Source organism: Alphaproteobacteria bacterium (genome assembly GCA_016870095.1).
Lineage (GTDB): Bacteria > Pseudomonadota > Alphaproteobacteria > Paracaedibacterales > VGCI01 > VGCI01.
In genome coordinates, this window is record VGCI01000002.1 from 160,961 (window position 1) to 180,815 (window position 19,855).

17 protein-coding genes are annotated in these 19,855 nt (G+C 41.8%); 5 read left to right on the top strand and 12 right to left on the bottom strand.

Translation table 11 applies throughout. The features are described 5' to 3' along the window. Positions 1–22 precede the first annotated feature (22 nt). Positions 23–961: a hypothetical protein gene (locus FJX03_02285; protein ID MBM3632524.1), complete on the bottom strand. Its 939-nt coding sequence runs from the start codon at positions 959–961 to the stop codon at positions 23–25. A gap of 180 nt (positions 962–1,141) precedes the next feature. Here FJX03_02285 and polA point away from each other — a divergent pair, with 180 nt between their 5' ends. Then, positions 1,142–3,901, top strand: a complete 2,760-nt coding sequence (gene polA / locus FJX03_02290) for a DNA polymerase I (protein ID MBM3632525.1) — start codon at positions 1,142–1,144, stop codon at positions 3,899–3,901. A gap of 2 nt (positions 3,902–3,903) precedes the next feature. Further along, positions 3,904–4,557, top strand: a complete 654-nt coding sequence (locus FJX03_02295) for a carbonic anhydrase (protein MBM3632526.1) — start codon at positions 3,904–3,906, stop codon at positions 4,555–4,557. A 323-nt stretch (positions 4,558–4,880) separates the two neighbouring features. On the opposite strand, the gene FJX03_02300 is transcribed toward FJX03_02295, so the two are convergent. Next, the gene (locus FJX03_02300) at positions 4,881–5,417 is read right to left on the bottom strand and encodes a translation initiation factor IF-3 (GenBank protein MBM3632527.1); all 537 of its coding nucleotides are present in this window, start codon (positions 5,415–5,417) and stop codon (positions 4,881–4,883) included. Positions 5,418–5,645: 228 nt separating this feature from the next. On the opposite strand from FJX03_02300, the gene FJX03_02305 reads away from it, so the two are divergent. The 3 genes from FJX03_02305 to FJX03_02315 all read left to right on the top strand — a co-directional run bounded on the left by FJX03_02305 (position 5,646) and on the right by FJX03_02315 (position 8,748). After that, the gene (locus tag FJX03_02305) at positions 5,646–6,347 is read left to right on the top strand and encodes a hypothetical protein (protein ID MBM3632528.1); all 702 of its coding nucleotides are present in this window, start codon (positions 5,646–5,648) and stop codon (positions 6,345–6,347) included. A gap of 132 nt (positions 6,348–6,479) precedes the next feature. Then, positions 6,480–7,934 (top strand): D-glycero-beta-D-manno-heptose-7-phosphate kinase, encoded by a 1,455-nt coding sequence (gene rfaE1, locus FJX03_02310; GenBank protein ID MBM3632529.1) that lies wholly within the window; start codon positions 6,480–6,482, stop codon positions 7,932–7,934. Positions 7,935–8,004: 70 nt separating this feature from the next. Next, entirely contained in the window at positions 8,005–8,748 is a 744-nt protein-coding gene (locus tag FJX03_02315; GenBank protein MBM3632530.1) for a class I SAM-dependent methyltransferase, read from the top strand. 20 nt (positions 8,749–8,768) lie between these two features. Here the strand turns inward: FJX03_02315 and FJX03_02320 are convergent, their stop codons facing one another. The 10 genes from FJX03_02320 to recA form a co-directional block, all read right to left on the bottom strand. Continuing rightward, complete coding sequence (locus FJX03_02320) at positions 8,769–9,596, bottom strand: hypothetical protein (protein MBM3632531.1); 828 nt, start codon at positions 9,594–9,596, stop codon at positions 8,769–8,771. Continuing rightward, on the bottom strand, positions 9,589–10,323 hold the full coding sequence (locus FJX03_02325; GenBank protein MBM3632532.1) for a 1-acyl-sn-glycerol-3-phosphate acyltransferase: 735 nt from the start codon (positions 10,321–10,323) through the stop codon (positions 9,589–9,591). The genes FJX03_02320 and FJX03_02325 overlap by 8 nt, the downstream gene beginning before the upstream one ends. Before the next feature lie 144 nt (positions 10,324–10,467). Further along, positions 10,468–11,136, bottom strand: a complete 669-nt coding sequence (locus tag FJX03_02330; protein MBM3632533.1) for a hypothetical protein — start codon at positions 11,134–11,136, stop codon at positions 10,468–10,470. Positions 11,137–11,456: 320 nt separating this feature from the next. Next, positions 11,457–12,296, bottom strand: coding sequence for a porin family protein (locus tag FJX03_02335; GenBank protein MBM3632534.1), 840 nt, complete (start codon positions 12,294–12,296; stop codon positions 11,457–11,459). Positions 12,297–12,394: 98 nt separating this feature from the next. Further along, entirely contained in the window at positions 12,395–13,072 is a 678-nt protein-coding gene (locus FJX03_02340) for a porin family protein (GenBank protein ID MBM3632535.1), read from the bottom strand. A 228-nt stretch (positions 13,073–13,300) separates the two neighbouring features. Continuing rightward, positions 13,301–13,939 carry a porin family protein gene (locus FJX03_02345; GenBank protein MBM3632536.1) on the bottom strand — a complete coding sequence of 213 codons (639 nt, stop codon included), beginning with the start codon at positions 13,937–13,939 and terminating at the stop codon, positions 13,301–13,303. Positions 13,940–14,243: 304 nt separating this feature from the next. Further along, positions 14,244–14,948, bottom strand: coding sequence for a hypothetical protein (locus FJX03_02350; GenBank protein MBM3632537.1), 705 nt, complete (start codon positions 14,946–14,948; stop codon positions 14,244–14,246). A 221-nt stretch (positions 14,949–15,169) separates the two neighbouring features. Then, positions 15,170–15,823, bottom strand: a complete 654-nt coding sequence (locus tag FJX03_02355; protein MBM3632538.1) for a porin family protein — start codon at positions 15,821–15,823, stop codon at positions 15,170–15,172. Positions 15,824–16,153: 330 nt separating this feature from the next. Continuing rightward, positions 16,154–18,784, bottom strand: coding sequence for an alanine--tRNA ligase (gene alaS, locus FJX03_02360; GenBank protein ID MBM3632539.1), 2,631 nt, complete (start codon positions 18,782–18,784; stop codon positions 16,154–16,156). A gap of 7 nt (positions 18,785–18,791) precedes the next feature. Continuing rightward, positions 18,792–19,847 carry a recombinase RecA gene (gene recA / locus FJX03_02365; protein ID MBM3632540.1) on the bottom strand — a complete coding sequence of 352 codons (1,056 nt, stop codon included), beginning with the start codon at positions 19,845–19,847 and terminating at the stop codon, positions 18,792–18,794. Positions 19,848–19,855: the final 8 nt, after the last annotated feature.

Here is a 19,855-nt window from a genome sequence, read left to right on the forward strand (position 1 = left end):
TCCCTACACTTGCTAAAATTCCTTAGGGTTGCCCCATTTTTTCCTTTATAAATTTTACGACTCGACTCATTTCATCAAGCTTTTTGGGAGTCCACTGGGGAAAAGGCCACTGAAATGGCTTTGCATACCCTTTCTCATAGAGGGTTCGGTGAAATTCTCTATGTTTTGCAGAGTACCGTCCAATTTCCCAAATATAGACTGACTTTCCCGTAAAACAAGCTTCAGAAATCATTGAAACAGAATCTTGGGTAACAATGATTTGGTCCGCCAACCCGAGATAAGCTTGATAGGGATTTTCCCCCGTGCCATCCCAAATTTCATAGGAAAAACCTTTTAAAAATTCCCTCAACATCCTTAGCAAGTCCGCAGAGGTCCGTCGCGAAGGCGTAATAAAGCAATGTCCACCTATTTTCTTTAACGCTTCTGCCAAAGCTTTCATATCAGATTCTTGATACCGACAATGCCGATTATCGCCACCTAACAATAATGTCGTCAGAGGTACGCCTGAAGGATAGGGATACTTCTGGGCTGCGATTCGAATCTCACTTTCATTTAATCGATGCAAAGCCCCTAATATAGGAAGCACATTCGACCCGGTTAAATTGTCATGCTGGGGCGCTACAACACAATCATAATGGCGGACATTGATATAGGGATTTTGGAGCATAATTGTAAAACACGACGGCTTAAGCTTTTTAATAGCGCATGCGGGAGCTGCAGAAACGCGTCCAGAAGCTATCAGGACATCAGGCCAAGGACTCTCAAGCGGGTCATGACCAAGAGTTTGAGATTTCAAAGCTCCCACCCAAAGTTGGGGAGGCAAAACACGCCAAGGAAAGCGAGGCTTCATTGATTTAAATATTGGGGTTAATCCAAGCGCTTGGGCCACACCCAGACACTGGCTATAGGTACCAATTTTACCATGATCTGCCAAAATCCAAGTATTTACAGGAGAGTTCATTCTAATTCCTTCAATTTATTGGAAATGAAATAATCATTTCGTCTCCTCTAACTTATGCGCAAGTCCAACAATTTCTTCAAGAACCAAGTTAATAGGTGCAACTGTTCAACAATCCTTGTAGAGTTTTTTGACGCCATATGGTACCCCTTAAAGCACGCATAATCTTGAAATGGTCAACCCATGCCTAAGTTAACTTTGATTGATGGATCTGGCTTTATCTTCCGAGCTTTTCATGCTTTGCCCCCTTTACGCCGACCAGACGGTGTTCCTGTAGGGGCGGTGTATGGATTTTGTTCCATGTTGTTCAAAACAATTTTGGAAAACAAAACGGAAGCCTTAGTCGTTGTTTTTGATGCGGGCCGTAAAACGTTTCGTCAAGATATCTATCCTGAATATAAAGCCCATCGTCCAGATGCTCCTGAAGATCTCATTCCCCAATTCCAACTCATAAGAGATGCTTGTACCGCCTTTAATGTTCCCACCATTGAAGCCGAAGGTTTTGAGGCCGATGATCTGATTGCAACTTATGCTCACCATGCCCGTAAAGAAGGCTATGAGGTGTGCATCATTTCCTCTGATAAAGATTTAATGCAGTTGGTTAGTCCTGGCATTTCCATGTTGGACCCTATTAAAAATAGAACCATTGGCGAAGAGGAAGTTTTTGAAAAGTTTGGTGTGCCTCCCTCAAAAGTTGTGGAAGTTCAAGCTCTTGCTGGAGATTCTAGTGATAACGTTCCGGGCATTCCTGGCATTGGCATCAAAACAGCCGCGGAGTTAATTAATGCCTATGGAGATTTAGAAAACCTTTTGGCTTGCGCGCATGAAATCAAACAACCTAAGCGAAGAGAAGCTCTTATCGAAAATGCCGAAAAAGCACGTATTTCCCATCAATTGGTCTCCTTACGCCATGATTCCCCTCTTCCCCTCCCTTTGGAGGGTTTGAGTGTTCGCCCCTTGGAACAATTAGTGCTCAATACATTTTTGCGTACGCAAGGTTTTAATAGTCTGATCGCACGAATTGAGCGACAAAATACAGCCACCAACACAGCTCCTATTGGATCTCAGGAACTACCAGGATTTTCTGTCAGTCCCTCTCCTCAACTTCAAGCAACCTATGAAACGGTTACCACTCTCGAATCTCTCAATGCGTGGGTTAATAAAGCCCTATCATCCCCTGTGATTGCCATCGATACGGAAACGACATCGCTAAATGCAGTTGAAGCTCAACTCGTTGGCCTGTCATTAAGTGTTGGTAAAGATCAGGCTTGTTACATTCCCGTGGGTCACAGAACAGAAATACCCCAACTTGCTCTTGAACTTGTGCTCGCCACACTTCAACCCCTTCTCACGCATCCTAGCGTTCTCAAAGTTGGCCACAACCTTAAGTATGATCTTGTGGTTTTAGCAAAATACGACGTTGCGATATCTCCCTTAACGGATACAATGCTCATGTCCTACATTTTAGATGCCGGCCGACATGGCCATGGAATGGATGAGCTAGCCGAACTTCATTTAGGATATAAAACCATTAAATTTGCAGATGTTTGCGGCACTGGGAAAGCCATGAAAACTTTCGATTACGTCGCTCTGGATCAAGCAACAGCCTATGCAGCTGAGGATGCAGATATAACCTTACAACTCTATACTGTTCTGCACCCCCGCATAATTGCTGAAAAAATGGTCACTGTTTTTGAGCGCCTTGAACGCCCCCTCATTCCCGTGATTGCTGCAATGGAAGTAAGAGGAATTCGAGTTGATCGCCTGCTTTTAGATCGTCTCGGTCAAGAATTTGCCACCCAGATGCTTCATCTAGAAACAACAATATATCAACTTGCTGGACGAAGTTTTAATATTGGGTCTCCCAAACAACTCGGAGAAATCCTATTTGATGAACTGAATCTCTCAACCACTCAAAATGCTCAAGAATCTCAAAAAATAAAGCCTCCTAAAAAAACCAAAACCGGAGCCTATGTTACAGATGTTGATGTGCTGGAAACTCTTGCTGCACAAGGCCATGAATTGCCAGCTCGTGTTCTCGAATGGCGCGGACTTGCAAAATTGAAGTCAACTTATGTGGATGCTCTCATTGCTGCGGCTTCAGGGAAAACCAGTCGTGTTCATACATCTTATGCTTTGGCAACGACATCTACGGGACGTCTTTCTTCGTCTGACCCGAATCTACAAAACATCCCGATTCGTACAGAAAATGGACGAAAAATAAGACAAGCGTTTGTCGCGGATTCCGGTTATAAGCTGGTTTCTCTGGATTACTCTCAAATTGAATTGCGTCTTCTCGCTCACATGGCAGAAGTTCCCTCCCTTGTTGAGGCTTTTCGAAAGGGTATTGATATACATACCGTAACAGCTTCAACCATGTTTAATATCCCCCCTGACAAAATTGACGGAGCTTTAAGACGTAAAGCTAAAGCCATTAACTTTGGTATTATTTATGGGATTAGTGCCTTTGGCCTTGCTCACCAACTGGGAATCGCCCAAGGAGAAGCTGCAGCTTATATAAAAGCTTATTTTGAGACCTATCCCGGCATTCAACAATATATGGAACGCAGCAAAGAATTTGCCCGTAAGCACGGTTATGTCCAAACCCTTTGGGGGCGAAAATGCTATACGCTTGGAATTCGGGACAACAATCCTGTGGCACGACAATTTGCAGAGCGCCAAGCGATTAATGCCCCTTTGCAGGGTAGCAACGCCGACATCATTAAACGTGCCATGATTCACATACCCCCCCTCCTACAAAAAATCAATTCGCAAACACAAATGCTTCTTCAGGTCCACGATGAATTGGTTTTTGAAGTTCCCGAGGCAGAACTTTCTACAACAATACCGATGTTGACAAAGCTCATGGAGAACGTCTTAACTTTAAAAGTCCCCCTTGTTGTTGGGGTCGGTATTGGCAATAACTGGGATGAGGCCCACTAAACATGCCCAAAAATATAGAATCTTTAATCGATGGCTACAAAGAATTTCGACAACAATATTTTAGTGGTTCTTGTGATGTTTTTGAAGAACTCGTCCGTCACGGCCAAAGCCCAAAAGTCTTAATGATTGCTTGCTCTGACTCGCGCGTGGACCCTGCCATTGTCATGAACTGCAAACCGGGTGACTTATTTGTTGTCCGTAATGTTGCCAATCTTGTCCCCCCTTACGAAGCCGACAATGCGTATCACGGCACCAGTGCAGCCTTAGAATTTGCAGTTCGAGGATTAAAAATTCACCATGTTGTCATTTTTGGTCATAGTCAATGTGGTGGCATCCAAACCTTAATAAATCAAGCGGGGAAAGAGCATCTGCCTTACAGCTTTGTAACAAAATGGATGGAACTTGCTCAGTCCGCTTGTGACTACACATATACCCATCACGCACAAGCAACTCTTGAAGAAAAGGCTCATCTTTGCGGACATTACGCCATCATCAATTCTTTAAACAACCTCATGACTTTCCCATGGATCTCAGAAGGAGTAAAAGACAACACCTTATTCATTCACGGTTGGTTTCTCAATTTATCTACGGGTATCATTGATGCGTATAATTTTAAATCTAAGCAATTTGAAGAATTGGGTGGCGAGATCTTTTAGGAAACTATAGATATACTTAATTGGATTGCCATACTCTCCGTTATTGCGAGGAATTTAAAAAATTTAATAAGCCATGTATTTACACCTTTAGAAATAGTATTTATAAATACATAAAATTTATTAATATGATAAAAAAATTTTTCATCGTACGATTGTAGGTTTTTAAGAAAACAGGGTAAGGGGGATCTAAATCGTACTGAAAAGGATACGTCACATGAAAATATAGATCGTTTTTCCTCGCCTCTAGTTAATAAGGGAAGAATAACGCAATTATTCATGATGAATGGAAAATTTTCCCAACACTGCGTGTGTGTATCGTGATTTTACTTTGGTGCAAGCACCATTATCATTTGTTTGCCTTCTAAACGCGGGAACTGCTCAATTTTTGCAGTTTCCTCAAACATTTCACACAATCGCTTCAAAACTTCCATCCCAATTTCATGGTGAGAAATTTCTCGTCCCCGAAACCGCATGGTGATTTTAACCTTGTCACCGTCCTCAATAAATCGATGTATGGCACGACACTTAACTTGAAAGTCATTTTCATCAATACCTGGACGCATCTGAATTTCTTTGATATCAACGATTTTTTGCTTTTTCTTAGCTTCAGCACGTTTTTTCTGCTGCTCATACTTATACTTGCCGTAATCCAGAATTTTACATACTGGTGGCTCAGCATTCGGTGAGACTTCAACTAAATCTAATCCTGCTTTTTGTGCCATTTGCATGCCTTCAAAGCGAGTAACAACCCCTATCATCTCTCCATTTTCATCAACCAGGCGGACTTTTGGGGAGGTAATTTCTCCATTGACGCGCGGTCCATCTTTAGAGCTTGTCGGTTCATTTGGTAAACGTGCTATAACTATCTCCTTAATTTTCAAAAAAACTATACAGAATTACTATTAACACAACGCTTACTAGCCGGTCTAGACTTTGCTTAAAAAAAATATAGTTACAATTGTACAGTTTTGCTCTCTTTTCGCTAATTTTTTAAAAATATTTTAAAATTTTATCTAATCTCGTTGCTCTCTTTCATAAACTTCCTTTATGATTATGACAGGAATGATTTATTTTATGGATATGAAATCATGATTATCACTTGTCCTTCTTGCGATAAAAAATACTTAATCGAGAATCATTCGATGCCTGACAAGGGGCGACAAGTTCGATGTGGTGATTGTGGGACTATGTGGTGGCAAGAACCCTCAGATATTATGACACTTGATCCCAGTAAACAAGGGATCCGCGAAATAGATCGAATACCTCATAATATAAATCCAGGCTTAACTAAATTAGAAAAAACGATTGAGGCTGAAGAGAAACCTAGGGGGCTAAAGGCCTTTTTGCAAAACTACTATTTAGATTGGCTTATCATCGTCTTTGCGCTCCTTATCGTTGTTTATGTAACCTACCGTGAACGAGGAACTCTATTCGATCAGGCTCCCACCTTTAAGAGAGCTATCAATCCTCGAATAGGGGGCAATCCAGGTGCCCCCGGACCTGGACTCATGATACAAGGAATTAATTATGATGCGACACATCATAATAACCTACCCCACTTAATTGTTACCGGGGAACTTGTAAATGTTTCCACTCAATCCGTACCCGTGCCACCATTAACGATTACAATTACAGGGAAAAATAATGGGCAGGATATGGCGCCAAAATCTCACAAATGGCGACATACCAACAAGGGCGAACAGTTAATGCCGGGAGGTCGAATCCCTTTCCAAAGCATGACACAGCATCCTGGCTGGTCTAATATAGATAAGATTGACGTTAGTTATTAGCCAGAATTTACCTTTCGGTTTTATAAGGGTTGAATTAGTAAAAAGGCTTAAAATTGACATTATACATTGAAATAACTTGGCTGATCGTATAATTAGAAGCAAGATGAACCCCAAAAGTACCTTGCATAAAATATGAAATTATTTGACATATCCCTCCAAGATAAACACATATTGTGCTTAGGCGATCTCCTATTGGATCGATTCGTCTATGGAAACGTTCATCGAATATCCCCCGAAGCCCCAGTTCCTGTCTTAAAAATCAATCGAGATTTTCTCGCTTTGGGGGGCGCCGGCAATGTGGTGAGAAATTTATCTTCTCTCGGTTGTAACACTATATTTATTGGTAATATTGGTAAAGATGATGCAGGACAAAAGACCAAAGATCTCCTAAGCGACCTTCCTCATGTGAAGGCATATCTTACAACTGAAGGCCGCACGTCCGTAAAATCTCGCTTCATTTCTCATTCTCAGCAATTGTTAAGAGTCGATGACGAAATTGTTGCTATGCCTTCAGAAGGCATCCTCAAAAATTTAAAAGATATGGTTCTGGAGCATCTTCCTTCGACTCAAGTCGTTATTTTATCTGATTATGGAAAAGGGGCCCTACCGGCTGAACTCTGTCAATTTGTTATTCTTGCTGCAAAAGCTGCAGGTATTCCCACCATTGTCGACCCAAAAGGCCAAGACTTTTCAAGGTATAAAGGCGCTACACTCTTAACTCCCAATGAAAAGGAGTTGCGCGAAGTCTCCCTTACCCCCTTGCAATCGGATCAAGATATAGTAGATGCAATGGCGCAAATACGAGACCTTTATCTCGTCGACGGTGTTCTCGTCACCCGGGGAGCAAAGGGAATGGTTTTATTGTCGCCCTCTACGTCGAAGTCAACACCAGATCCCATACATATTCCTGCACAAGCCCGAGAAATTTATGATGTATCGGGAGCAGGTGACACCGTTATAGCAACCCTCTCGGCTGCCGTCAGTGTCGGACATTCATTTGAGGATGCGACAAGACTTGCCAACATAGCCGCTGGCATTGTTGTAGGGAAAGTTGGGACGGCCGTTGTCGGTCAGGAAGAACTAGCGAGTGCAGTTCTTAAGGCTGAACCGCTCACCCCTTCCAAAATAATGACTCTAGAGGAAGCAAAAAATCACACGCAAATCTGGCGACGTCATGGTTTAACCCTCGGATTCACCAATGGGTGTTTTGATCTTCTTCATTTGGGGCACCTTCATTCCTTAAAAGAATGTAAAAAGGGATGCGACCGCCTGATTGTGGGGCTGAATTGCGATACCTCGATTCAACGTTTAAAAGGCAAAAATCGACCTATTCAAGAAGAAAATGTTCGTGCCCATGTTTTGGCTGCTCTTGAATATGTTGATGCAGTTATCCTATTTGAAGAAGAAACTCCTTTGAATCTTATTACCTCTCTTTTGCCAGATGTGCTGTTTAAAGGAGCTGACTATACCGTTGATACTGTTGTAGGTGCTGACGTCGTTCACTTGAATGGAGGCAAAGTTCATCTCATTGATTTGAAACCGGGATACAGCACAACTGCAACCGTGGAAAAGATGCAACAGACTTGATAACCGCACCTCTTCATTCTTCACCACCTAATCTTTTATTGGTCCTTATAAGCCTTAATAACCTAGGCTTGTGTCAACAGATCTAACTTTGCTAGAATACCTTATGGCCTATGATGTTGCTAATTTTTGTGAGTTTTACTCAACACCCTTGGGGCAAGCTGCAGGTCACCAAATTCAGGCCTGTATTCTTGACATGTGGCCAGATCTTTCGGGGCAGCATGTTTTGGGTCTGGGTTATGCGTTGCCGTATCTGGACTTTTACCTCACACCTGCCGAACATATCGTTGCCTTAATGCCTGCTCAAAGAGGCGTGGTGTTATGGCCTGAAGCCGGCCCCTCACGTATTGCTTTAATTGAAGAAGGCTCGCTTCCCTTACCGGATCAATCCATTGACCGCATCTTAATGATCCATACGCTTGAACATACAGGACAACCCCGCCAACTCTTGCGCGAGGCCTGGCGAGTCTTAAATGGGCAAGGCCGGTTGTTGATTATTGTTCCCAACCGTCGAAGTATGTGGGCCCACCTTGATAGCACGCCCTTTGGTCACGGCCAGCCTTATACCATGACGCAACTCACCACCCTCTTAAAAAGCAACCTATTTACCCCTGTATCAACAAAACGAGCTTTATATATGGCCCCCAGTCAATCACGTTTGATGATGGCGAGCGCGCCTTTCTTAGATAAAATTGGCAACCAAGTTTTGCAGAAATTCTCAGGCATCGTCTGCGTAGAAGCGATGAAACAAGTTTATGCCGGCACCCCTATGCGCGTTCGAAAGCAGGCCCGCTCAACGTCTTTGGTGGGTGTTTAAGACAATCTCTTCTGAGGATTTTAGCTGATTTTTGAGTGCTTTTTGATCGTAAATAAGGCAATAGGACCCAATGAAACTATATTATCCTTAATAATGAGCGGTAAAGTAATATCATGAAGACCAATATTACTTAAGAACTTGCTTCCCGACACCACAAGTCCGGCTTGAGAGGCATTAATCACACCAACATCAACAAGTTCTTTCATCATTTTATCAATATTTTTAATTTTAACATCCATATTGCCGTGAATAGGGTCTTTTGTCTCAATCGCCCCTTCACCTTTAAGACCAAATGTTGCTCCACTTGGGAAAACCATTTGCGGCACGTCTGTTTTCAAAGTTAGGTGATGGGTCGTCATATCATAGATAAAGTCAAACAAAGCTATAGGGCCCGAGAAGGAAAGAAGGGGAAGCTTAACCTTAATATCTTTCAACATGACGTCGGAAATTTTTACTTGTGACTTTATGTGCGCGGTATCCAAAATTCCTTGCGCATTTTCAACGACTACAACATCCGACGATCTCACGTCTCTAGCCTGGATGTGGGCTAGTTTCCAATCCGTCCAACTTTGACGAACGGTTATCGTTTCAACGTCGATAACTTCTCCTGAAAAGGTGACACGAATATTTTTTAGCACAAGCTTATTATCCAACAAAGGCCAGGGAGAAACAGCCATAGAGTCAACGGCAACTGTCCCTTCTGATAAAATAATTTGGTTTTGCAAAATGCTTTTTAAAACAAGATGTTTACCATAATCGACAGCCATTGCTAAAATAAGGATGCTTAATGCAAATTGAATGGCTCGACTGCCCCATCGGCTGGGAATATTCTGTTTGTTATCAGCCATTTTTACCTCCTGTTGCATTCGCCAAGGCATAGAGTTTACGACTATTTTTCTCGATACAATTTTCTAATGTTTCCATAAATTCAGCACGGGGAAGGCCAGGATGAATTGGAGGAAGAAATTGAATTACAATTTGGCCGGGAAGCTTGATAGGACTACGCCGTCCCCAGAAAGAACCTGAATTAAGGGCAACCGGCACAACCGGAACGTTAAGATCTTTGTATAAAACACCAACACCAGCTTGGTAATTTCCAGGCACTCCAGGAGCACTGCGTGTTCCTTCCGGATATATCACAAGAGGCCGACCTTGATCTATAACACGCCGGGCACCATATATAAGACTTTTCAAAGCTTTTGCGCCTGCTCCTCGATCAATGACAACCATTCCCATTCGCCAAAAATAGAGGTTGATGAGAGGAATCCACATCAATTCACGCTTCAATGCATATCCAGGTCGATTCAACAAAATATGAAAAATGAGAGTTTCCCAAGCTGATTCATGCTTACACGCGACGATGCAGCCTCCCAGCGGCAAATTTTCAATTCCCTCAACACGATAGGATAATCCAACAATCATCCGAAGTAAACTCATAGTAACGCCTGCCCAAATGCGACCAGCCCAAAAAATTGCCCTTTGCGGTAAAATCATCAGGGGTAAAAATATGAACATAATGATAAATGAAGTTATATAAAATGCCGCATCAAATAAGACTGAGCGAAGAAATTTCACCATTTTTTATCCTTGCTTAATGATGCGTGGATTGTGATGCAATCAACAGAATTTTGCAATCTATTAATCCTATCGTGATATTTTCAATAAAAAAGCCCTGCAATTACGTGCAAGGCTTTTTTCATAATTTTAAGACTGAAGACATTAAAACTTATAGGAAATTCCCATTCTAAGCGATTGACTTCGAATTGTGCTTAATTGACTGTATGCATTACCATTTCTTGAATTAACGGCTCTTAAACTTGTGCCAAATTCATAAAAATAGTCAAAGCGTAAGTAAACATTTCTATGAATAACCGTTTCTAAGCCAACACCTGGTGCAAATGTAAATTTATTCTTTGAGGCTGTACCGGGAATTGTTTGGTTAAAACCATTGTTGAGAGTATCATTATAATTCCACTTACTTAAGTTCGTACCCAAAGTAATATATAGAAGGGTATTGGGCGTAAATAGATAACCTGCGCGAAAGGCCGCTCTAAAATAACCATCACGCTTTAAGGTGGCTTCACCAGGAGTTCCTGGATTTGCCATGCTATCCCGCAGTTTTGTACGGCCAAAAGTATATCCGAAATCGCCGCCAACATATAAACAACTTTGTACCCAACCATAGCCTCCATGAATGCCGATAATCCCATTGGAACTTCCAACTTGAATATCTCCACTGTTGGTTACACCAAACTGTTGTGATGTATTTGTCGCCGTTGTCGTGTCATAACCCGCATGCGCACCCAGGTAGAAACCCGTTGAAATATGAGCATTTGCATTGGTAAGAATTAATGTGCTTGCAACAAGTGCTAACGTTAGTTTTTTCATGATAAAATCTCCCTAAACTGAAAAAATTGCTTATACAAAATTTTAATTAAATTTTACTTTTCTTACTTAGTTTACAAATTTTGGGCTAAGAATGAATATGAATTGAGACGGAGATTTAAGTGAAAGTTAATAAGTGTGTTGATTGCGACACAATAGCACATAAGGATTAAGAACCAGAAAAGCCGTTTTTATACAAATTTAATATCTTCTTGATAAAAATGAATTCAAATCCTTCTCATTCGCTTCAACTTTCACAAGTTTTTTGTCGACAGATTTTTTCAAAACTGTCGACATTTTGTTAGGTAACGATTTCCTTATATTTAACTTGGCAAAGGGGGAAACTTAAAGTTTAGACCTAAGGTGAAAGTTTGATTTCGAATGTTATTATATTCTGTCACGAAATTACTGCTTGCGGATGTAGCCTTTATATCAGGTCCAAATTCGTAGGCATATTGCGCACGCACACGAACGTTACTTCCGACCCCAATTTCAACACCCAATAAAGGAGCCCAAGAAATACTTTTCGAAGTCCCTGTGAGAGTCACGCCATTTTGACTAAAACCGTTATCTAATGCTTTCCACTTGCCATAAATGGCATTCACACCCCCATATATCAATGTTCCTGGCACAGGAAAAGAACCAATACGCACGCCTATGGTAGTCGTTCCATTTCGAGTGAGAGTTTGAGCCCCCCCTGAAACACTAAATTGGTCATTATTGAGTTTTATGTTTTCAAAAGTATGACCTACTTCTCCACCCCAATATACTTGATGACTTACCCAACCATACCCTGCCTGAAGACCAAAATTAGAGGTAACTTCCCCTGCCATTATCTCCCCTCCAGGTGCCGGGTTAGGATATAGTAAATCAGCATTTGTCATATTGGCACCTAGGGACAAACCGACATACGCCCCTTTAAAACTGGCTGTTGAATAGGGAATTGCGGAAGTTTTGGCAGTTGGATTATAAGACGGATTAATTGCCGGTGTGTTGGCTTCACAGACAGATAAAATCACAACACTTGTAACAAAAGACGCGATAATGTTTTTCACGATAAATCTCCCTAAAAATAAAAAAATTATAATAAATTTTAATCTATTTCCCAACCAATTGTACTTTTTCTTTATAAAAATAAGTATTTTTACCAGGAACGCTAAAATTAATTTCTATAATTATTGTAACCTTTGCCCTATCCCTGAATATTAGAAAAACTATCCTGGCAGTGAATAATTTGCCTCATTAATCTAATAATTATTTTTTACAATTTACGAGTCAAACCGAACATTAGTGACTGATTAATGATGCGATCAAATTTCACCACCTGTGTGGGGTCATTTGGATTTGTTGCTGACACGCTGGGAATGAAATTTTGTATATATTCAAGGCGTGCGGAAAAACCCTCCTTAAAATTTAACTCAAAACCTAACCCGGGGGCTAAAGATGCTCTATTCGTTGAACCATTCAGCATTGGACCATATGTATATTGGTTATCAACGGCTTTCCAATTACTTTTAATCATGCCGAGGCGAGCGTAAACCATAGTCATTGGCGTATACAAATATCCCATAAGAAAAGATGCATGAAAATAACCACTTCTTCTGAGACTTTGAGTAATATTCATTGTAGTAAACGTATTATTAATATGTGTGTTATCAATAGAATAACCCACTTCTCCACCCCAATATAACTGATTTTCAATCCAACCATAACCGGTTAGCAAGCCAAAATTAGCTGCTGTGTTACTTAGACCAGTACTGGTATTGCTCAACCCATTTATAAATGGAGATGGTTGAGCAGTTACTCTTGCTTTTGTCGTACCACAACCAACAGTTACCCCAACATAAGGCCCCCCCTTGGTTGTTTGCAGTTGGGTCGCACTTGCACTAGCGATTAAAACAACTGTACTAATGATAAGCGATGAAATTAGCTTTTTCACGGAAGTTCCTCCTCATTTTAAACTGGCAAAAAAAATTTTAGACAAATTTTACTATTAATCTAAGAATAGTTTACAGCTTCTTAACGAAAAATAAATAGAAAATATGAGAGGGCGGGCGTTAAATTTATATTTGAGTTGAATACAACACAAGATCATACCAAGTATGAAAAAAACCCTGCACGATAAAGTGCAGGGTTTTCTTGTTTTACAGTCTTAAGAATTAAATTCTTAGAACTTGTAGGACAAACCAACTTTCGCGGATTGGCTACGAACGCGGCTGAAAGTAACAGAGCGTGCCAAAGCAGCAGCGCCATTGTTGTTTGCAGTTACACTTGGACCGAATTCATATGTGTATTCAGCGCGCAAGAAAACGTTCTTTTGAACGGCTGTTTCAATACCAAAACCTGGTGTGAAAGAGAAGCGATTCTTTGAACCGGCTCCTGCAGCAAAACCAGGTGCTTTATCATCCAATTTCCACTTGCCCCAGTTACCACCAAGGCGAATGTATGCCATTGTTGTTGGTGTAAACAAGTAACCAGCGCGAAGTGCTGCACCGAAGTAACCATTACGCTTGAATGTTTGTTGCAAACCAAAAGGTGTATTGTTTATCTTTGTATTTTCAAAAGTGTAAGCAATTTCACCACCAAAGTATGTGCAATTTTGAACCCAACCGTAACCAGCATGAATACCAACATTTGCTGCTGTATCACCATGAGCGAAAGTACCGGATGCGCCTTGGATAGCACCTTTTGCTGTTGTTGCGCCGTAACCAACGGCTGCACCAAGATAGAAACCTGTGTTAATATTTGCACTTGCTGCACTGATTGCAACTGTGCTTGCTACGAGAGCTAAAGCTAACTTTTTCATAATTTACGTCTCCTTCAGACTTTAAGTTATTATTTGTATAGATTGTGTCAGAACTAAATCTGACTATCTTTTTTTTCACACACCCTTTTTCTACCCTACAAGAGAGATCCCTAACAATATAATGTTAACCATTTCATTTCATAAAAACTTTATGTGTGTCTTGTACGCCACATCTCCATTTCCTTTATAAATATGGATTTATGATTTTAATGCTGTATTAATCCTTTGTTTTGGACCCTCTTGAATAATAAAAAACCCTCACTAGTATGAGGGCTCTTTAATGCATAGGCTTAAAGCCAACTGTTTAGAACTTATAAGATAATCCCATTTTTCCTGATTGAGTTCGTAAGACACCGGCATTGGTGTAAGCGTTAGAAACGGAATTGTTGGTCGCCCGAATACTGGGCCCAAATTCATAAACATATTCAACACGTACGTAAACATTTGGATGAACCGCGGCTTCCAACCCAAAACCAGGGGAAAAAGAAAGACGCGTCTTGCTACTTTTTCCAGATCGCGCTGTGTTAAACTGACCATTTAAAGAATCAGTGATACTCCATTTGCTGAAGTTACCCCCGAGTCGAATATAGAAGTGTGAGTTTGAAACAAACATGTATCCTCCGCGAAATGCCGCTTGTACATATCCCGTTCGCTTCAGCATCATTTGCCCTGACGTGCCAAAGAAGTCTATATTATCGCTAATTTTAGGATTATCATATGTGTAGGCAAATTCTCCCCCAAAATAGAAACAATTTGCAACCCAGCCATACCCTAAGTGCGCACCAATGTTAACAGCCGTCGTCCCAACATCTCTTGCCCCAGCAGCTCCTCCTGTAAATACACCAGCAGCATTAGCTTTTGTTGTTGATAATCTCGCAGAACCGGCCCCATAGCCTGCGGACATGCCAAAATAAGAACCCGTTGTTATATTTGCATTGGTGGCACCCATACAGATTGTGGTGGTGACAAGAACGGCAACCCACTTATTCATGATAAATTCCCCCAACATTTAAATTTAGTTTTGCAAAATTTTAACCAAATTTTATTATCTTCCTAAGATTAGTTTACAGTTTCTTAACAGAGAATAAAGATGAATTATGAGAGGGCAATCATAAATGTTGAGAAGTGTGTTGATTGCGACACATTGGCACATATAGGGGGGAATAATAAGAAGGCCTCGCACCATTAAGCGCGAGACCTTCTTACAGTTAATAGCTAAGAAATAAATTCTTAGAACTTGTAGGACAAACCAAGTTTCGCAGATTGGCTGCGTACGCGGTTGAAAGTAACCGTACGTGCAGCTGCACCCGCACCATTGTTTTTTGCAGTCACACTTGGACCGAATTCATATGTATATTCACCACGTAAATATACATTCTTGTGCACTGCTGTTTCCAAACCAAAACCGGGTGCAAATGATAAGCGATTTTTAGAACCAGCGCCTGCAGGAACACCAGCCACGCCTACATTGTCATTAAGTTTCCACTTACCCCAGTTACCACCAAGTCGAATGTACGCCATTGTAGCTGGTGTAAACAAGTAACCAGCGCGAAGCGCTGCACCGAAGTAGCCATTACGCTTGAAAGTTTGTTGCAAAGTACTAGGATTATTGTTTATCTTTGTATTTTCAAAAGTGTAAGCAATTTCACCACCAAAATATGTGCAATTTTGAACCCAACCATAACCCGTGTGGATACCAATATTAGCAGCAGTATCGCCATGAGCAATATTTCCTGTGAAAGAATTATTTCCTGTTGCTGTTCCTTTGGCTGTTGTTGCGCCATAACCAACGGCAGCACCTAAATAAAAGCCTGTTTTAATGTGGGCGCTTGCAGCACCTATGCTCAATGCGCTTGCTACGAGAGCTAAAGTTAACTTTTTCATATCCTAACTCCTTTACGTTAAATATTAACAATTTATTACTAAACAATTAATCATATTTTACTTTTACACAACAATAGAATTACATATTAAATATGGCACAATCAATTTTATTGATGTTCTTATTTTTTACAAAATACTTATGTGTGACTTAAGAATCACATTCATAAATTATTAATAATTATTAATAAACACTTAACGCAAACGTTTTTTACTTTGTAAAAGCTAATAAATTGAAGAGATAAAGGTTAAGGCTCTGAAGCCTTAACCAGAAAAAAGTGGAATAAACATTTCTTGGAAATGTGATAAATGGAAAACAATTAAAGCGGAAAATTACTGACTCAAAATAAAGGTCTCGATAGCAACCACGGCAGCCGTGATGTCTGTATTGGTCCCCCCGGCTTGTGCAAGATCCGGACGCCCGCCACCGCCACTGCCTCCGATAGCTTTAGCCCCCGCACGCACAAGGTCTATAGCGCTGATGCGGCTGGTCAAATCAGGGGTCACACCAATAAGTAAGGATACCTTGGCTTCGCTAACGCTTGTTAAAACAACAACTCCACTGCCAATTTTTTGTTTTATATTATCCATGAGCGGTTTTAAATCATTGGCTGACACATCTTTTACATGAAGCTCATAAAGATCAATATCGCCAATTTTTCTCCCTACCGCTTCTTGGTTCATTGACTTTCGTTGGAGTTCGGCGACTTGTCGCTCGAGAGATTTTTTTTCTGTTATTAAGGCATCAATACGCCCCGGAAGTTCCAGGGCCGTTGACTTGACCAATGCACTCACTTCAGCCAATGTCGACTCTGCAGTCGTCACATAGTCTAATGCTACGAGCCCAGTGAAAGCTTCGATGCGTCGAATACCGGCAGAAATGCCTGATTCGTTAATGATTTTAAAAAGACCAATGTCTCCTGTACGATTGACGTGCGTACCGCCACAAAGTTCTATTGAAAATGGCGCCTCATCCTCCGGCACCATTCCCATGCTCAACACCCGAACCTCATCTCCATATCTTTCCCCAAATAATGCCATTGCTCCCTGGCTAATGGCTTTCTCGGCATCCATGAGGTGTGTTTGCACCTCATGGTTCGAAATAATATGATGATTGACTAACTTCTCGACGGTCAGAATTTCTTCACGGCTCATAGGACGTGTATGGGTGAAGTCGAACCGCAGACGGTCCGGAGCCACCAATGAACCTTTTTGGGTAACATGTGTTCCTAAGAGTTGTCGCAAAGCCGCATGCAACAGATGGGTGGCTGAGTGATTGGCCCTTAAGAGAGCACGTCGATTTCCATCAACCGTCAGTTTAACAACATCCCCTTTGGTTAGAGTCCCTTTAATCACCTGACAAACATGAACATGTAAACTCGCCCCTTGCTTGAGGGTATTCAAAATATTGATTTCAGCGCCGGATACCGTTAATAGGTGTCCCTGATCTCCCATTTGACCGCCGGATTCTGCATAAAATGGAGTTTGGTTAGCAACCAACAAGACCTCTTGACCCGAAGTGGCTTGGTCCCGTCGTTGGCCATCTTTTAAAATAGCTTGAACAATACCTTCCGCTTCCAAAGTTTCGTAGCCTAAGAATTCTGTTGCGCCAAATTCTTCATGTAAATCATACCATATTTGCTCATTCTTTGATTCTCCTGACCCGGCCCATGCGGCACGAGCTGCTGCCTTTTGCGCTGCCATCGCTGATTCGAATGTTAGCATGTCAACGGTGCGCTCGGAGCCTTTTAGAACATCTTGTGTCAAATCCAAGGGGAAACCAAAGGTATCATAGAGTTTAAAAGCAACTTCGCCGGGCAAGGGATCGCTAGGAGCCAAAGAAGCTGTAGCTTCATTTAGTAAGCGTAAACCCCGCTCCAATGTTTGACGAAACTTTTCTTCTTCTAACCGGAGATTCTCAACAATTAAGGATTCCCCACGGATCAATTCGGGATAGGCGGCCCCCATCAAATTAATTAATGTGGGCACTAAGCGCCACATTAAAGGATCTTTAGCCCCTAAAAGATGAGCATGACGCATGGCGCGACGCATGATTCGGCGCAAGACATACCCCCGCCCCTCATTACTAGGCAGAACTCCTTCCGCCAACAAGAAAGAACTTGCCCGCAAATGATCGGCAATGACGTTGTGAGATTGTCGATGGGCCACATCCTTTACGCCTGTTAAGTCCATAGAAGCCTGAATGAGGGTTTGAAAAAGATCAATATCATAATTATTGTGCACACCTTGTAAAGCCGCAGCTATACGCTCTAGCCCCATACCTGTATCTACGGAAGGTTTTGGAAGGTTGACACGACGACCATCGGCCAATTGTTCATATTGCATAAAAACCAGGTTCCAAATTTCGGTAAATCTGTCACCATCTTGATCAGCACTGCCCGGAGGACCGCCAAAAATCTTATCCCCATGATCATAGAAAATTTCCGTACAAGGACCACACGGCCCTGTATCTCCCGCTGACCAAAAATTATCAGAAGTTGCGATGCGAATAATCCGATCATCAGAAAAACCGGCAATTTTCTTCCATAATTTTGCGGCTTCCTCATCTTCAGCATAAACCGTAACCAAGAGACGCTCTTTGGGTAAATTAAAGTGATTCGAAACCAAATCCCAGGCAAAAGAAATTGCCTCTTCCTTAAAATAATCCCCAAAAGAGAAATTGCCCAGCATTTCAAAAAATGTATGGTGTCGTGCTGTATACCCTACATTTTCAAGGTCATTATGCTTACCACCTGCCCGCATACACTTTTGAACAGTAGTGGCCCGACTATATGCTCGTTTCTCTGCACCGGTGAAGACATCCTTGAATTGAACCATCCCCGCCGTTGTAAATAAGAGTGTCGGATCATTACGCGGAATAAGCGGGGACGATAACACATGCTCATGGCCTTGCGTCTTAAAGAATTGCGTAAATGTGGATCGGATATCTGTAAGGCTTCGCACAATCTACCTACGCCGCATCTTCCATCATAGCTTCCGGTCCTGCAATCATTGCTTCAGCAACAACGCCCGTATTATCCCGAACAGCTTTTTCAATTTCTGCAAACATCTCCGGATTCTCTTTCAAAAATGCACGTGTGGCCTCTCGACCTTGACCGATACGTTGACTTCCGTAAGAATACCAAGAGCCTGACTTGTCAATAACACCGGCTTGAACGCCAAGGTCTATGAGCTCACCTGTCTTTGAAATGCCCTCTCCATACATAATGTCAAAATCAACAACCTTAAAAGGAGGCGCCATCTTATTTTTTACAACCTTAACGCGCGTTTGATTGCCCGTAACCAGGTCCTTATCTTTAATCGCCCCAACTCGACGAATATCGAGACGAACGGAAGCATAGAACTTTAAGGCATTTCCACCTGTTGTTGTTTCCGGATTGCCGAAAACAATACCAATTTTTTGACGAATCTGGTTAATGAATATGACCATACAGCCTGTCTTAGAGATTGATCCTGCCAATTTACGCAAGGCCTGACTCATGAGACGCGCTTGCAACCCCATGTGGGAATCTCCCATATCTCCTTCAAGTTCAGCTTTCGGAACAAGCGCCGCCACACTGTCTATAACCAAAACGTCGATTGCGCCACTGCGCACCAACGTATCCGCGATTTCCAAGGCTTGCTCACCAGTATCAGGTTGAGAGATTAAGAGTTCATCTAAATTAACACCTAATTTCTTTGCATACCCAGGGTCAAGAGCATGCTCTGCATCAATAAATGCGCAAGTCCCACCAATTTTTTGTGCTTCGGCAACAACATGGAGAGTTAAGGTTGTTTTTCCTGAAGATTCAGGGCCATAAACCTCAATAATCCGACCTTTTGGTAACCCGCCAATGCCCAAAGCAATATCAAGACCTAATGAACCTGAAGAAATGACTTCAACATCGACAGCACTGTCTCGTTGACCCAATCGCATAACCGATCCTTTACCAAAAGCGCGCTCAATTTGTGACAGAGCTGCATCTAAAGCTTTGGTTTTATCACCGCGAGATAAATCATTAGACATTGGACATT